The following is a 13,747-nucleotide window of genomic DNA, read 5'->3' as shown; positions in this document are numbered from 1 at the left end:
GGACGGTCAGTTCGGTGACCTGTTCGGCCAGGGCGACGGCGGCGCGTTCCTGGGGGGTGAAGCATTGCGACTCCCACCAAGCGGCCAGGACGGCGAGGCGGTCAGTGCTCTCGCCCTTGGCGAGGGCGTCGCGGGTGTGCATGCGCAGGCAGAAGGCGCAGCCGTTGAGCTGCGAAACACGGATTTTCACCAGCTCGGCCAGCAGCGGGTCGAGCCCCGCCTCCTGCACGGCGGTGTCGGCCTGCGCGCCGAGCGCCCCCAGGTTCTTGTAGGTGGCAGGGTGCTGCTTGCCGAGATTCACGCTGGTCATGGTCTTCCTTTACGAAGGCGGTGTGCGTTCGAGCGGTAGCTGGCCTGGCCGTCACCTCGGGGCGAGGGTCCGGGTGCCGCTGGAGTGCGTCACGTAGTCCTATGCCCGGAAGGCGTGCCTTGACAGCGAAGGGGTGGGGAGACACGATGAAAACTATGGAAACTAAATCAGTTTCTCTAGTTTCCGAGGGTGGCGGGCAGCGTGCTGACCTGATCGTGGAGGCGGCCGGCCGTCTGTTCTTCGCGCCGGGTCTCGCACGGGTGAGCATGGACGATCTCGCTCGTGAGCTCGGGATGAGCAAGAAGACGATCTACCGCCATTTCCCGGACAAGCGCAGCCTGCTGTCCGCGGTGCTGGATCGGCAGTTCGCGGCGGTGGAGCGCACGCTGCTGGCGGCGGCCGAGGACACGGAAGGACAGCCGTTCGGTGTGCGGGTACAGCGGTTCCTGATCGCGGCAGGCAGTGAACTCGGCAGGATCGGCGCGGCTCAGCTCGCGGCGGGCCGGGGCGACGCGATGCTGCGCCAGCACGTGGAGCAGCGTGTGGACGCGGTGGTCTACCGGCGGCTCGACGAGCTGTTCCGGGACGGGCACCGGCGGGGACTGCTGCCGGCGCCGCCTGAGCTGCTGAGTGAGATCACGCGCGGTGCGTTGGAGCGGCTGCTCAACTCGCGGTTGCCGCGCGAACTCGACTGGACAGCGGCCGATCTGCTGCGGGCGACCGTCGACACCGTGCTCTACGGGGCGATCCGCTCAGCACATTCCGGCATCGACGATGAGCAACGCCGGGTGGTCATTCCGACGGCCCGCGATGATGAGCGGGAGGTGGACCTGTGACAGGGGCAACCGGCAGGGTGGCATTGGTGACAGGGGCCAGCAGCGGAATCGGTGCGGCCACCGCGCGCCTTCTGGCAGCGCGAGGGATGCGCGTGGTGGTCAACTATCTGCGCAGCAGCAAGGCGGCCGAGGAGGTCGTGGCCGGCATCGAGGCCGCAGGCGGCCAGGCCATGGCCGTGCAGGCCGACGTGCGCGAGGCAGCGGCGATCGAGAGCATGGTCGAGCAGGTCCGGGCGGCATGGGGCGGCATCGACGTGCTCGTGCACAACGCGCTCATCCCGTATGCGGTCAAGTCGTTCCAGGACATGACGTGGGAAGAGCTGGGCGGAAAGATCGACGCCGAGATGCATGCGGCGTTCGCGGTCACCAAGGCCGTCCTGCCCGCCATGAGCGAACAGGGCTGGGGACGCATCATCTACATCAGCACCGGACTCAGCCGCCGTCCCCGGGCGGGCATGATCGCACTGGGCGCAGCCAAGGCCGCCCTGGAGCAGTTCGCCCGCTACCTCGCCCAGGAACTGGGCCCGCAGGGCATCACGGTCAACATCGTCGTAGCCGGCCCGGTGGAGGACACCCGCATGGGGTCCGCACTCGACGAGGAGATCAAGAAGCGGCAGGTGGCCCTCACCCCTGTGGGCCGCCTGGCACGCCCGGCCGACGTCGCCCAAGCGGTCGCCTTCTACACCAGCGAGGACAACGCCTTCATGACCGGCACCACGGCCGCGGTCAACGGCGGCATGTCCATGGATTGACCCCCTGTCCCCCGCACACGAGGCCATACCGTCCCGGTCCGGCCGACGGCCGGATCTCATCCGACACACCGTCACCTCAGCACCATGGGCCGCAGTTCCCGCGGCGCGTGCGGACGCATGGCGGTGACACGATCAAGGAAAAACGTTCATGCACACGATCGATCTTGCCTATGTCGGGCGCGGACTGCACGAGGAACTGGTCGCCTACATCGCCGACCAGGAGGGCTACTACGCCGACGAGGGCGTCCACGTCGCGCTGCGCGACGGCTGCGCCTGGGACGGGGAGCGGCTACGCCACTGCGCCACCATCGGGCTCGGCCGGGCACTGCTGACCCGGCTGACCCATGGCACCCCCTGGGTCGCACTCCAAGTCAACACCGTGCGCCCGCTGTTCTGGTTCCTCGCCCGCCCCGGCCTGACCTCCCTGGCCGACCTGGCCGGCAAACGGCTGGCGGTGCACGCCCCCCACACTGCACCGGGGTGCTTCGCCCGGATCGTGCTGCGCCAGGCCGGCCTCGACCCGGACCGCGACGTCCACACCGTCGTCCGCTCGCCCGGCGACTACGGCCTGGACCTGCGCGGGCTGCACGACGGCAGCATTGACGCCGCCTACGTCGGCAGCACCATGGCACCGGAGGCGGTGGCCGCCGAGCACGGCTGGCAGGTGCTGGCCTGGGTCGGCGACTATTTCCGGATCCCCACCGTAGGTGTGGCCGTCGACCCCACCCACATCCACCCGGACGACCCCGCGGTCCAGGCCGTCGTACGAGCCCACCGGCGCGCCCTGCAGGTGGTCCACAAGGAACCTGACACCACGGTGCGGCACATGCAGACATTCCTCGGCCGGCACACCGCAGACGAAGCCCGAGCCCACTACGAGACGTTCATCGCACCGTATTTCACCACCGACGGCCAAGCCGACCTCACCGTCGGCGCCACCGCGATCACCGCGGTCGCCGCCGAACTCGGCGTCCCCGCCACCGTCACCGCAGCCGACTTCTACCGCACCGCAACCACCACAGCCCAGGAGCCCGGCGACGCCGGCGTCACCGTTATCTAGGCAATCAGAGCCTCATGACGCGTATATGGGGCGTGAATCATCGAAAGAAGGAGCATGCCATGAAGTTCGCAGTCATCGGCGGAACCGGGCTGATCGGGTCACGGGTCGTGGAGAACCTGAACGCGGCCGGGCACCAAGCCGTACCGCACTCCCTGTCCACAGGCGTGGACATCATTACTGGCCAGGGGCTGGGCGCGGCCGTGGCGGGCGCCGATGTCGTCATCAACCTGACGAACTCCCCGACCTTCGACGACGCCTCGCTCGCCTTCTTCCAGACCTCGATGGACAACCTTCTTGCCGCGAGCGAGAAGGCCAGGGTCGGGCACTTCGTCATCCTCTCGATCGTCGGCGCGGACCAAGTGCCCGAGCTGGACTACTACCGGGCGAAGGTGCTCCAGGAAGACATCCTCAAGGCCGGGCCGATCCCATATTCCATCGTCCGCGCCACGCAGTTCATGGAGTTCATGGACGCGACCCTGGATATGACCACCGAGGGCGACACCGTCCGCCTGCCACGCACGCCGATCCAGCCGATCGCCGCCGCGGATGTCGCCCGCAGTGTCGCCGAAGTCGCCGCAGGCAGCCCGCTGAACGGCGTCGTCAACATCGCAGGCCCCGACGTCTACCCCCTCGACGAACTCGGCCGGCTCACCCTGACCACCAAGGGCGACGGGCGTTCCGTCGTCACCGATGACACCGCCGGCCTGTTCGCCGCCGCCCACGGCGACGTCCTCACCGCTCGAAAGGATGCCCGCATTGGCTCCACGCACTACACCGACTGGCTCTCCTGAAGAGGCGGGGCGGGAGGACCTCGACCGCCTGTTGTACGACGCTCTACAGGAGGCGATGAAGGCGTCATCCGCGGTCGCCGGGATCATCTACCGCGTGAGCGAGGACGGCGACTACCTGGATGCCGCGCTGGTCTGCGGCTCCCCACCGGAAACGTTCCTCATGCCGGACCGTCTGGAGATGAGCCGCGGGTATGCCTCCAGCACGGCCTTGCGCTCGCTGCACGTTGCGCTGATCAACGAGCCGGTCGTGGTCCCTCCGGCCGGCTCGGTGATCGGCACCACCCGTATCCTGCCCAAGCCTTATTCGGTCGCCTCTGCGCCGCTGACCCACGCCCGCGACTGGTACGGCGCGCTGACCGTGGTGAGGATCCCGGCGCGTGTCGGACCCGTCGAGCAGGAGCAGTGCGCTCGGATGAGGGAGATCGGCGATCGACTCAGCGCCGATCTGGCGCGGCTGGCGGAAAAGGGCATTGCGGTGCGCTCGGGCAGGCGGGTGCCGGTGTTCCCGGTTCTCGGACCGCCGCAGCCGGGCAGCGGCTGGGGCCTGGGCGGCGTGATCGGGTCCGACCGCGTCAGCATGTTGTGGCACATTCACAAGCTCTACCCCCGCCTGCTGCGCGCCTTGAGCAGCGCGGAGGTGGCGTCCGTGGCCCGGCTGCGGATCATGGACCCGCTGGGGGCCGGCGCCGTGGCCCTTCTGGCGGTGGGCGACGGTCGGCTGTGGGTGGTCGGCCACAACGGCCTGCAGCCCGGCGCGGCCGGACGCCTTCACGGCGCATCCGCCGAGGGCGGCACGCCGGTCGCCGACGCCCTCACCACCGGTCCGGCGTTCCTCACCCGGAGCCAGCTGCACGGGCGCTGGAGGCCGCCGACACCCTTGGACGCCATGCCGGCCTGGGCCATCCTGCCGCTACGCGCCGGCGGCCGTCCCGTCGGCGTCCTCCTGCTCGGCTTCGCCGCCGAGGGTGTCGAACCGGAAACGTTCGAGCCGGAGCCGGAGGAGCAGGCACTGCTGACGATGGCGGGCGACATCCTTGGCTCAGCCCTGGAACGCGTCGGGCTGTCGGAGGCGGAGCACCGTCTGGCGCAGGGCCTGCAGCGGCGGATGCTGCCGCTCCTGCCGGACGTGCCGGACCTGGCCACCACCGCCCGATACTCCCCCGCTCAGGACGGTGCCGGCACAGGCGGCGACTGGTACGACGTGATCCCGCTGCCGGACGGCCGGGTGGCACTGGTGGTCGGGGACGTGGAGGGCCACGCCTGGGAGGCGGCCGGCGTCATGGGCCAGCTACGCAGCGCGGTGCACGCCTACGTGACCGAGGGGCACCATCCCGCTGCAGTCCTCGATCGGGCGGGCGCAAATCTGGCCGCGCAGACCTCTCTGCTGGCCACGTGCTGCGTGATCAGGCTCGATACTGCCGATGGCAGCGCGGAGGTCGCGCTGGCCGGCCACCCGGCCCCGCTGGTCCGCTGGCCGGACGGGAGGGTGGAGGCGCTGCAGGCCGACTCAGGTGTGCCCCTGGGCGCCGGCGGGATCTCCTGTGAGCCCTACCGCGTATCCGACCTCCTCCTCGAACCCGGGTGCATCCTGATGTGCCGCACCAACGGGGTCTGCCCTCCCGGCATTCCGGATGCAGACGCCCACGCCCGCCAGCTGCTCACCGACTGCGCCGCCGCGAGCGACTGCGGTTGCGACCTGGAGGGGCTGGCGGACCGCATCCTCGACCGGGTGCCCAGCCCGCCGGTCCGCCGCGACGACGCGGTGCTGCTACTGGCCGAGTTCGAGGGGTTCCGGGGCGATCCGCAGCGCGGGGTACGGCAGATGGGGATAGAACGGCATGACCTGCACGGGCCAGAGACTGCACGGAGATTCATCCGGCAGGCCCTGGAACAGTGGGACATGCACGATGTGGCGGAGGATGTCGAGCTGCTGGGGACGGAGATCGTCACCAACGCGCTGATCCACGCGGACACCACCGTGACCTTGCGGCTGCGGCGCTACCCGGACCGGATCCGCGTCGAGGTGCGCGACGCGGACGCCACGCCGCCCATACCGTGCGGGATCCTGGGCGAGGAGGACACTCCCAACGACGGCGAGCACGGGCGTGGGCTGATCATCGTCGACGCCCTCGCATCCTCGTGGGGCAGCTCGCCCAGCGGCCGAGGGAAAATCACCTGGGCGGACATACCCCTCCCTTCGCCCGCCGCCGGCCCGGTGCGCCGGACCGAGTTGGACTCGCTGCTGGAGCGCGCCGTGCGCGACACAGGCGTGCATGCGGGAGCAGTCTTCCTGCCGGCCTCCGACGGGCAGGCGCTGTTGCTGGAGGCGACCGTAGGACTGCCGGCGGAGTATCTCGCGCCCTGGTTCGGGGTGGCGCTGTCGAGTCCCGTTCCGGTGGCCGAGGCGGTGCGCGAGCAGCGGGCGGTCTGGCTCGGCGACTCCCAGGAGTTCGCGCGTCGCTACCCGCGCACGGCCATCGCCCTGCCTTATCCCCATGCGGTGGCCGCGGCGCCGATCCTGACCGGCACGACGGTCTGGGGTGCCCTGCTGCTGTTCTGGCCCGGCTCCGACACCGCCGGGTCCGCCAGTCCGAGCCCGGAGCGGGTCGGAGCCGCCTGTCGGCGCCTGGGGCGATTCTTGCGCGACGCCGCCGACGCCGGCCACGCCGTCGGTCCCGGACCGCTCCCACGCACTCTGCCGCAGCCGCCCGCCAGGAGGCGGGAGCCGGCCGAGGCGTTGGCCGCGGCGGACTTCGCCGAACGGCTGCCAGAGGGCAGCTGCTCCCTCGACTTGGAGGGCAGGTTCACCTACGTCAGCGCCACCGCCGCCGCCCTGCTCGGCATCAGCGTCCCCGATCTGATCGGCACGCGGCCCTGGCAGTCCTTGCCCTGGTCCACCGATGTGGCCTTCGAGGACCGCTTCCGCGCCGCAGTGGTCAGTCGGCAGCCCGGCTACTTCGGCGCCATGCTCCCGCCGGACCGGTGGCTCGCGTTCGAGCTCTACCCCGACGGATCCGGGGTGAGCATCCGCATCTCGCCGACCGGTCCGGGCGGAGCCTCGCCGGCAGCGCCCGCCAGGACGGAGACGTTCCAGCGCGAGCCGATCCCCCTGGGCGAGGTCTACCAGGTGCTGTACCTCTCTGCCGCCCTCTCTGAAGCCGTGGGCGTAGGCGACGTGGTCGATCTGGTCACCGAAGAGATGCTGTCGGCCTTCGGGGCCCGGACCGTGGCCCTGCTCGCCGCCGAGGGCGGCAGAATGCGTGTCATCGGCCGTCGCGGATACAGCCCTTGGCTCCTGGAGCAATTCGACGGAGCGCCGTTGACCTGCTCGGCGCCCGCCGTCCGGGTCCTCGCAACCGGCGTGCCGAGCTTCTTCGCCACCTTCGAGGAGCTGTCCCGGGCCTACCCGCCCGCCCCCCACCAGGACGGTCTGCACGCCTGGGCCTTTCTGCCGCTGATCGCCTCCGGACGCCCGGTGGGCTCGTGCGTGTTCGCCTTCGACCGTCCCCACCCCTTCTCCGACAATGAGCGGGTCGTCTTCACCGCGCTCGCGGGACTGATCGCGCAGGCGCTGGAACGGGCCCACCTGTACGACACCAGCAAGGAGCTCGCGCAGTCCCTGCAGGCGGCTCTGCTCCCCGACTCGCTGCCCGACCTCCCCGGACTGGATGTGGCCGCCCGTTATCTGCCCAGCGTCCGCGGCATGGACATCGGCGGCGACTTCTACGACCTGGTCCGGGTGGACGACACCACCGCGGTCGCAGTCATCGGCGACGTCCAGGGCCACAACGTCAACGCCGCCGCGCTCATGGCCCGGGTCCGCCCCGCCATCCGCTCCCAGGCCATCACAGGGGCCACGCCGGCGCTCGCCCTCGCGCACGCCAACCGCCAGCTGGTCGAGATGGACCCGGGTCGCTTCGCCAGCTGCCTGTACGCCCATCTCGACCTCGCACGCCGCCGGGCCGTCCTGGCCACTGCCGGGCACCCCCCACCGGTTCTGCGCCACCCGGACGGGCACACCGAATTGCTTCCCCTGCCGCCCGGGCTGCTGCTCGGCATCGACCCCGACGCGGACTATCCCTCCACCGAGATCCCGCTGACGCCCGGCACCGTCCTCGCTCTGTACACCGACGGACTCGTCGAGACTCCGGGGGTCGACATGGACGACGCCATGGCCGGGCTCGCCGCGCAGCTCAGCCAGGCCTCGCCCCAGCCCATGGACAGGCTCGCCACAACCCTGATCGACCACGCACGGAGAACCGCCCCCCGCACGGACGACATCGCCTTGCTGCTCATCAGGCTCGCTACTGCCGCGTAGACACTCGCGGGTCCGGCGGCTGACGGGTCACCGTGCGTGCGCGCCTGGCCCGTGTGCCCGTCACGTGCCCGAAGGAGCGGGCAGCCACGGGGAAATCGCACGGCTGGTGAGGGGCCGTCACTGGGACGCGGTGATCGATACCTGCGGGCTCCACCCGCGTACGGTCGGCGCATCCGCGCGGATGCTCACCGGGCACGCCGATACCTAGCGGGTCGCCCGGGGCGGACGCGTGCTCGCGCCCGGGGATCCGAACCGGCTCATGCAACTGATCGATGCCCGTGACATCGCCTCCTTCGGGCTCGACGGGCTGGAAACGCGCACCCACCGGCCGCGCCGCACGCCCGCAAGGTAGGCGTGGGTTGCCGCAGCGTCTGCTGCTGCCCGCAGCTGTTCGTTGACCCGGCGGCGTCCAGTGACCGGCGCATAGTGATCACCGATGACTTCGGGCAGCGCGTGCAGATGAGTGCCGACCAGTTCGCCTCGCTGGTGGAGGAGGCCAAGGCGGGGCGGCTGGACCAGCTCGCTGCCGTGTGAGCCCGGCAGGCGGTGGCTGTCATGCGCGGCACGGGCGCGTCACGTCGGGGCGTCGATGGCGGCGGCCGGAATCCGGCGTGAGGGGAGCCCGCCTTCAGGGTCTCGTGGCCCCTGCCCCGCCGCCGGGGGTGGGGAGGTGGGGTGGGATGATGGCCGGCGTTATGGCGGTACCCGTGCGCGCTGGCGCGGATCTGAGGCTGCTGAGAGTTGCGGTGTTCTCGGCAGTCTGCGTGACGCTGTCCGCGATCGGGCACGTGATGGCCTCCGGGGCCGGAATACCGCTGTGGACCTTGGCGGCGGGCTGGGCCGGGGTGCTGTGCGCGGTCGCGCCGCTGGCCGGGCGCGAGCGGTCGCTGCCCGGCATCGCGGCCACCTTGCTCGCGGGTGAGCTCGGACTGCACTTGCTGTTCTGCCTCGGACAGAGCCGCTCGATGATGACCGCCTCGGCCAAGGGCTCCAGCTCAGTCGTGGCGCTTGCTGAGCGGCTGTTGTGCAACGGGCAATTGGCGCATCTGACCCCGCAGCGCGCGGCGCAGATCGTGCGGCAGTCGGGCATCGGTCCGGCGAAAGCCGTGACCGACATGCCGGGCATGGCTGGGATGTCGAACATGCCCGGGATGGCGGATCACGGCGCGCACGCGATGGGCGCGATGTCGCTGAGTTCGATGTTCACGCCGTCCATGGTCGGCGCGCATGCGACGGCCGCCCTGATCGTGGGCTGGATGCTGCGTCGCGGCGAGGCCGCTGTGTGGAGGCTCGTCCGCCTGTATGCGGCGATCACGCAACACCTTGCTGTCCTGATGCCGTTGAGGGGCTTGCTCGCGGCCGTGCGGGTGCTGGCGCTGGTGGCCGGCCTGCTGAGGCAGCGCTTGTCCGTGACGCGCCTGCGGCGAACGACCTCCCGGGTCGGGGTGCTTCGGCCCGTCGTACTGCAGCACTGCGTCATCCGGCGGGGTCCGCCCGCCGTGGCTCTGGCGGCCTGAGACTTCCTGCGCGCTGATCACGGCGGGGACGGGTTCGGGGCTGCCGTCGTGCCATTCGGCGAGATCGTCACCCACCGGTGATGTCGCCGCGACACCCCCGTCACGCTGCAGTTGAACCTGCAGCGATCCACGCTGCGAGTCGATGATCCTCACACGCGTGCGGCCGATCGGCCTGCCCTGCAGGCCATGCGGTCTGGTCTGTGTGCGCTGACGGTGATCGCGCATCAGCGGATTATTGCGCGGTTCGTTGCGGGTGCCTGGTCTCGCCTTCCAGTCCTGCATGCAGCCGCCACGTTCCCCATCGGGGCGAGGGCTGTGTGCCGTACCCACCTTGCAGGAGAGTTCCCTGATGCGTACCCTCGCGTCGTCCGCGCACCGCCGTCTTGCGATGGCCGCGACCTTTGCCGCGGCGGCCACCGTTGCCCTGTCCGCGTGCGGCGGCTCTTCCACGCGCCGCGCATCCTGCAGAAGCAGGCGGCCGGGGCGGCGACGCCCCGTTGGCAGATGAACGGGTTCAACCGCACCCCCGGTGCCACCGCCCGCCCGATGACGGTCCGCAACCTGATGGGCGAGATCGACGGCACAAACAACCCCAAACCGACTGATAAGGACTTCAACGCCAAGATCTTCGTGCCCGACAAGAACGGGCCGCAGGCATGGATGAACGGCGGCTCCTACGCCGTCGTACGCCGCATCCGCATGCTGCTCGACCCCTGGGACGATCTGACCACCACCGAGCAGGAGCAGGTCATCGGGCGGCGCAAGTCCAACGGCTCCCCGCTGTCGGCCCCGGCCTCGACGGGCACCGAGACCACGCCGGTGGATTTGGAGAAGTTCACCCCGGACGGGTCGCTGGCCATCCCGGCGGACGCCCACATCCGGGTCGCCGCCGCGCAGTCCAACGCGGGGGCCACGATCCTGCGGCGCACGTTCTCCTACCACGATGGTTACCTGCCGGACGGCAGCCCTGATGCGGGGCTGCTGTTCGTCTGCTGGCGGGCGGACCCGACCACCGGCTTCATCCAGATCCAGCTCAAGCTCGACGGCAGCGACCACCTCACGAGGTTCATCCGCCACGAGTCCAGCGCGATCTTCGCCGTGCCCGGCGGGGCCCAGCCCGGCGAGTACGTCGGCCAACGCCTGTTGGAGGCGTGAGGCGATGACCGCGTTCAATGCAACGCTGAGCTGGTTGGCGGCTCCGGGGATGGCACCTACGTCCGGCATGGGGTCGATGCCGTGCATGCCGTCGATGCCGATGCTGGGCTGCCCACAGGCGCCGGGCTCCGGCTCGATGCACACGCACGGGTCCACCATGGGCGGGCCGATGTGGATGCCCATGGACCCGCCGACTCTTGACCGGCTGCTGGCCTGGCATCCCCAGCCGATCCCGATCGAGCCTTTCGCCTGCCTGCTGGCCCTGGTGATCTACGCCCTGGCGGTGGGGCGGTTGCGACGCCGCGGCGACACCTGGCCGCTGCACCGCACGCTCGGCTGGACGCTCGGGGTGCTCAGCATCGCCGCGGTCACCTGCACCGGGGTGGGCGGGTACGGGATGGAGCTGTTCAGCGTCCACATGGTCCAGCACATGGTGCTGTCCATGCTCTCCCCGACCTGCTGCTGCTCGGCGCACCGGTCACTCTGGCGCTGCGGGCCCTGCCTGCGGCACCTCGTGGCCGTACCGGGCCGCGGGAGGTGCTGATCCGGCTGCTGCACAGCCGCCTGGCCCGGATCGTCTCCTCGCCGCTGTTCACGCTGCCGTTGTTCATCGCCAGCCTCTACGGCCTGTACTTCACCCCGCTGTTCGACTTCACGATGGGCAGCTGGCTCGGACACGAGTGGATGCTGGCGCACTTCCTCGCCACCGGGCTGCTGTTCTTCTGGCCGATCATGGGCATCGACCCGGCGCCGCGCCGCCCCTCCCATGTGATGCGGATGCTGGAGCTGTTCATCGGCATGCCCTTCCACGCCTTCTTCGGCATCGCCGTGATGATGTCCAGCAGCCTCATCGTGGGCTTCTTCGCCCACCCCCCGGCCGCCTGGCACCTCAGCCCGCTCGCCGACCAGAACACCGGCGGCGGCATCGCCTGGGCCTTCAGCGAGGTCCCCACCATCCTCGTACTGCTGGCCCTGCTGGCCCTGCTGGCCTCCTGGGCCGCCTCAGAGCGCCGCGCGGCGGCCCGTGCCGACCGGCAGGCCGACCGCGACCACGATGCCCAACTCGCCGCGTACAACGCGTACCTGACCCGCCTCGCCGCGCGAGACCAGCGCGGCTGAACCCTGGCGGAAGCCTCTCGACCGCGAACCCGCCCCACGTTCCCGCCAAATCCCTTGATTTCTCTGACCGTTCAGAAGCCGCACCTCCGTTCGGTGGTGTCGGCCACCCCATCCCCCGGGAAGGAATGACCCCATGAGCGACGACACCGCAGTCGGCAGGATGCGTTGGACCAGTCGTCCAACAGCAGCGACAGCGGAGTGGCAGATGCGCGATGCCCGTCGGTGGCTGCAGCTCGCCCTGGCAGCCGTCTGGCTGCTGGACGGAGTCCTGCAGTTCCAGCCCCGGTTTCGGTGAGATCGGGAGGGGTGGATCGGTGCGCGTCGGGCTGCACACGGTGGTCACGGGTCGGGGCGGTTTCGCTGGCCGGACGGGTTGTGTTGCGTGATGCCGGTGGGTGTGTGGTCGGTCCTGTTCGTGGTGGGGGTGGCGGTCAGCCTGGCCGCGAGCTGGTTGCTGGTGGCGCGGCTGGAGCGGTTGGGTGAGCGTTTCGGGTTGTCGGAGGCGCTGCTGGGGGTGGTGGCGGCGCTGGCCGCGGACGCCCCCGAGATCACTTCCGCGGTCACAGCGTTGATCCATGGGCAGTCCAGCGTCGGGGCGGGGGTGGTGATCGGCTCGAACGTGTTCAACCTGGCCGCGCTGCTGGGGGTGGCGGCGTTGGTGGCCGGGCGGATCGCGCTGCACCGCAGGGTGGTCCTGCTCGGCGGTGCGGTCGGGATGTGGGTTGCCGCCGGGTGCCTGGCGACCGTATTGGGTTGGCTGTCGCCCTTGTTTGGGCTGCTGCTGGTGATGGCGGTGCTGGTCCCGTATCTGGTGGTGCTGGGGTTGCGGCGCGCGCAGCTGGAGCGCGCGTGGTTGCCGCAGGGGTGGCGGCGGTGGCTGGCCGAGGCGATCCATGAGGAGGAGCTGGAGCTGTCCGAGGCGATCCGCCCACACCCAGGTACCTGGCGCGACGGGCTGGTCGCGGTATCGGCGCTGGTGTGTGTGGTCGGGGCGAGCAGCATGGTGGAGCGCGCCGCCAGCGCCGTCGGCGGGCACTTCGCGGTGGCGGACATGGTGACCGGGGGGCTGGTGCTGGCGGTGGTGACGAGTCTGCCGAATGCGGTGGCTGCGGTGTATCTGGCGGCGCGTGGCCGGGGTGCTGCGGTGTTGAGCACGGCGCTGAACAGCAACGCGCTCAACGTCGCCGCCGGGCTGCTGCTGCCCGGAGCGGTGCTAGGGCTAGGTCCCCGCTCGGGGCAGGCCACGCTGGTGGCCGCCTGGTATGCCGGGCTCACCCTGGCCTGCTTGGTCCTGGCCTACCGTGACCACGGCGTATACCGGGCCTCCGGCCTGGTGGTGATCGCGGGATATCTGGCCTTTGTCGCCGCGCTGCTGGTCAGTATGGCCAACGGGTCGGTTTCCGTGGTCACCGCGGTGGTGCCGGCCGGGATCATCGCCGCCGGGTGTGCGGTGCTGCTGGCCCGCCCTCCCGTGCACCCGGTACGGCCGAAGGATCTCCGGCAGACCACACCGCCGCACGTGGGCGGGGAGCGGGCCAGACAGGGGCTGCTGACGGGCTGGAGCGCCACGCGACTGTGGCTGCTCAGCTTCTCGCTGTGCTTCGCGGTCGCAATCTGCGACGCCGCCACCGGACGGCACCTGATCTTGATCGGCGTGCTGATCGTCGGGCCGTGTTGCGCGTTGTTGACCGGCCGCTGGCGGCGGACAGCTGCGACAGGGGTATGCGCTCTGGTCCTGGGTGTTGTGCTGGGGATGCCGGATGGCGTCTTCGCAACGACGCTGCAGTACAACCTGCTTGCGATGATCGCTGCGACCACCGCGACAGCCTCGCTCGGCGCGGCCGTCCTGCAGCGCCGCCAGGTGTTGTGATAGCCGCCCTGCGCGATGT

General features: G+C 70.4%; 11 protein-coding genes and 1 pseudogene. 11 read left to right on the top strand and 1 reads right to left on the bottom strand.

The annotated features are described in order from the left end of the window. A partial coding sequence (locus tag NGB36_RS10280) for a carboxymuconolactone decarboxylase family protein (protein ID WP_255919861.1) occupies positions 1-310 on the bottom strand: 310 nt, incomplete at its 3' end. A 155-nt stretch (positions 311-465) separates the two neighbouring features. Between NGB36_RS10280 and NGB36_RS10275 the strand changes: the two genes are divergently transcribed. From NGB36_RS10275 to NGB36_RS10220, 11 genes and pseudogenes are all read left to right on the top strand, one after another. Continuing rightward, positions 466-1,146: a TetR/AcrR family transcriptional regulator gene (locus tag NGB36_RS10275; protein ID WP_255919860.1), complete on the top strand. Its 681-nt coding sequence runs from the start codon at positions 466-468 to the stop codon at positions 1,144-1,146. 26 nt (positions 1,147-1,172) lie between these two features. Next, positions 1,173-1,898 carry an SDR family NAD(P)-dependent oxidoreductase gene (locus tag NGB36_RS10270; RefSeq protein WP_255919859.1) on the top strand — a complete coding sequence of 242 codons (726 nt, stop codon included), beginning with the start codon at positions 1,173-1,175 and terminating at the stop codon, positions 1,896-1,898. A gap of 148 nt (positions 1,899-2,046) precedes the next feature. After that, the gene (locus NGB36_RS10265; protein ID WP_255919858.1) at positions 2,047-2,958 is read left to right on the top strand and encodes an ABC transporter substrate-binding protein; all 912 of its coding nucleotides are present in this window, start codon (positions 2,047-2,049) and stop codon (positions 2,956-2,958) included. Between the two features lie 59 nt (positions 2,959-3,017). Next, positions 3,018-3,749, top strand: a complete 732-nt coding sequence (locus tag NGB36_RS10260; RefSeq protein ID WP_255919857.1) for an SDR family oxidoreductase — start codon at positions 3,018-3,020, stop codon at positions 3,747-3,749. A gap of 55 nt (positions 3,750-3,804) precedes the next feature. Continuing rightward, a complete protein-coding gene (locus NGB36_RS33400; protein WP_308288826.1) occupies positions 3,805-8,067 on the top strand; it encodes a SpoIIE family protein phosphatase in 4,263 nt (1,420 codons plus the stop codon). A 354-nt stretch (positions 8,068-8,421) separates the two neighbouring features. Then, on the top strand, positions 8,422-8,601 hold the full coding sequence (locus NGB36_RS10245) for a hypothetical protein (RefSeq protein ID WP_255919856.1): 180 nt from the start codon (positions 8,422-8,424) through the stop codon (positions 8,599-8,601). A gap of 173 nt (positions 8,602-8,774) precedes the next feature. After that, positions 8,775-9,584, top strand: coding sequence for a hypothetical protein (locus tag NGB36_RS10240; protein ID WP_255919855.1), 810 nt, complete (start codon positions 8,775-8,777; stop codon positions 9,582-9,584). Positions 9,585-10,016: 432 nt separating this feature from the next. Then, complete coding sequence (locus NGB36_RS10235; RefSeq protein WP_372509407.1) at positions 10,017-10,739, top strand: Dyp-type peroxidase; 723 nt, start codon at positions 10,017-10,019, stop codon at positions 10,737-10,739. A gap of 136 nt (positions 10,740-10,875) precedes the next feature. After that, positions 10,876-11,858: pseudogene (locus NGB36_RS10230) on the top strand (cytochrome c oxidase assembly protein). A gap of 133 nt (positions 11,859-11,991) precedes the next feature. Beyond that, positions 11,992-12,153 carry a hypothetical protein gene (locus tag NGB36_RS10225; protein WP_255919853.1) on the top strand — a complete coding sequence of 54 codons (162 nt, stop codon included), beginning with the start codon at positions 11,992-11,994 and terminating at the stop codon, positions 12,151-12,153. Positions 12,154-12,255: 102 nt separating this feature from the next. After that, on the top strand, positions 12,256-13,728 hold the full coding sequence (locus NGB36_RS10220; RefSeq protein WP_255919852.1) for a sodium:calcium antiporter: 1,473 nt from the start codon (positions 12,256-12,258) through the stop codon (positions 13,726-13,728). Positions 13,729-13,747 lie beyond the last annotated feature (19 nt).

Origin of the sequence: Streptomyces humicola, from assembly GCF_024436035.1 — a bacterium.
Classification (GTDB): Bacteria; Actinomycetota; Actinomycetes; order Streptomycetales; family Streptomycetaceae; genus Streptantibioticus_B; species Streptantibioticus_B humicola.
The sequence above is the reverse complement of the archived record's forward strand: the minus strand, read 5'-3'. Positions and strand labels throughout refer to the sequence as shown.

What these genes read in the sequence shown, in the direction of transcription:
- NGB36_RS10275 (WP_255919860.1), top strand. Translation starts at nt 466, where the DNA reads ATGGAAACTAAATCAGTTTCTCTAGTTTCCGAGGGTGGCGGGCAGCGT.
- NGB36_RS10265 (WP_255919858.1), top strand. Translation starts at nt 2,047, where the DNA reads ATGCACACGATCGATCTTGCCTATGTCGGGCGCGGACTGCACGAGGAA.
- NGB36_RS10260 (WP_255919857.1), top strand. Translation starts at nt 3,018, where the DNA reads ATGAAGTTCGCAGTCATCGGCGGAACCGGGCTGATCGGGTCACGGGTC.
- NGB36_RS33400 (WP_308288826.1), top strand. Translation starts at nt 3,805, where the DNA reads ATGAAGGCGTCATCCGCGGTCGCCGGGATCATCTACCGCGTGAGCGAG.
- NGB36_RS10225 (WP_255919853.1), top strand. Translation starts at nt 11,992, where the DNA reads ATGAGCGACGACACCGCAGTCGGCAGGATGCGTTGGACCAGTCGTCCA.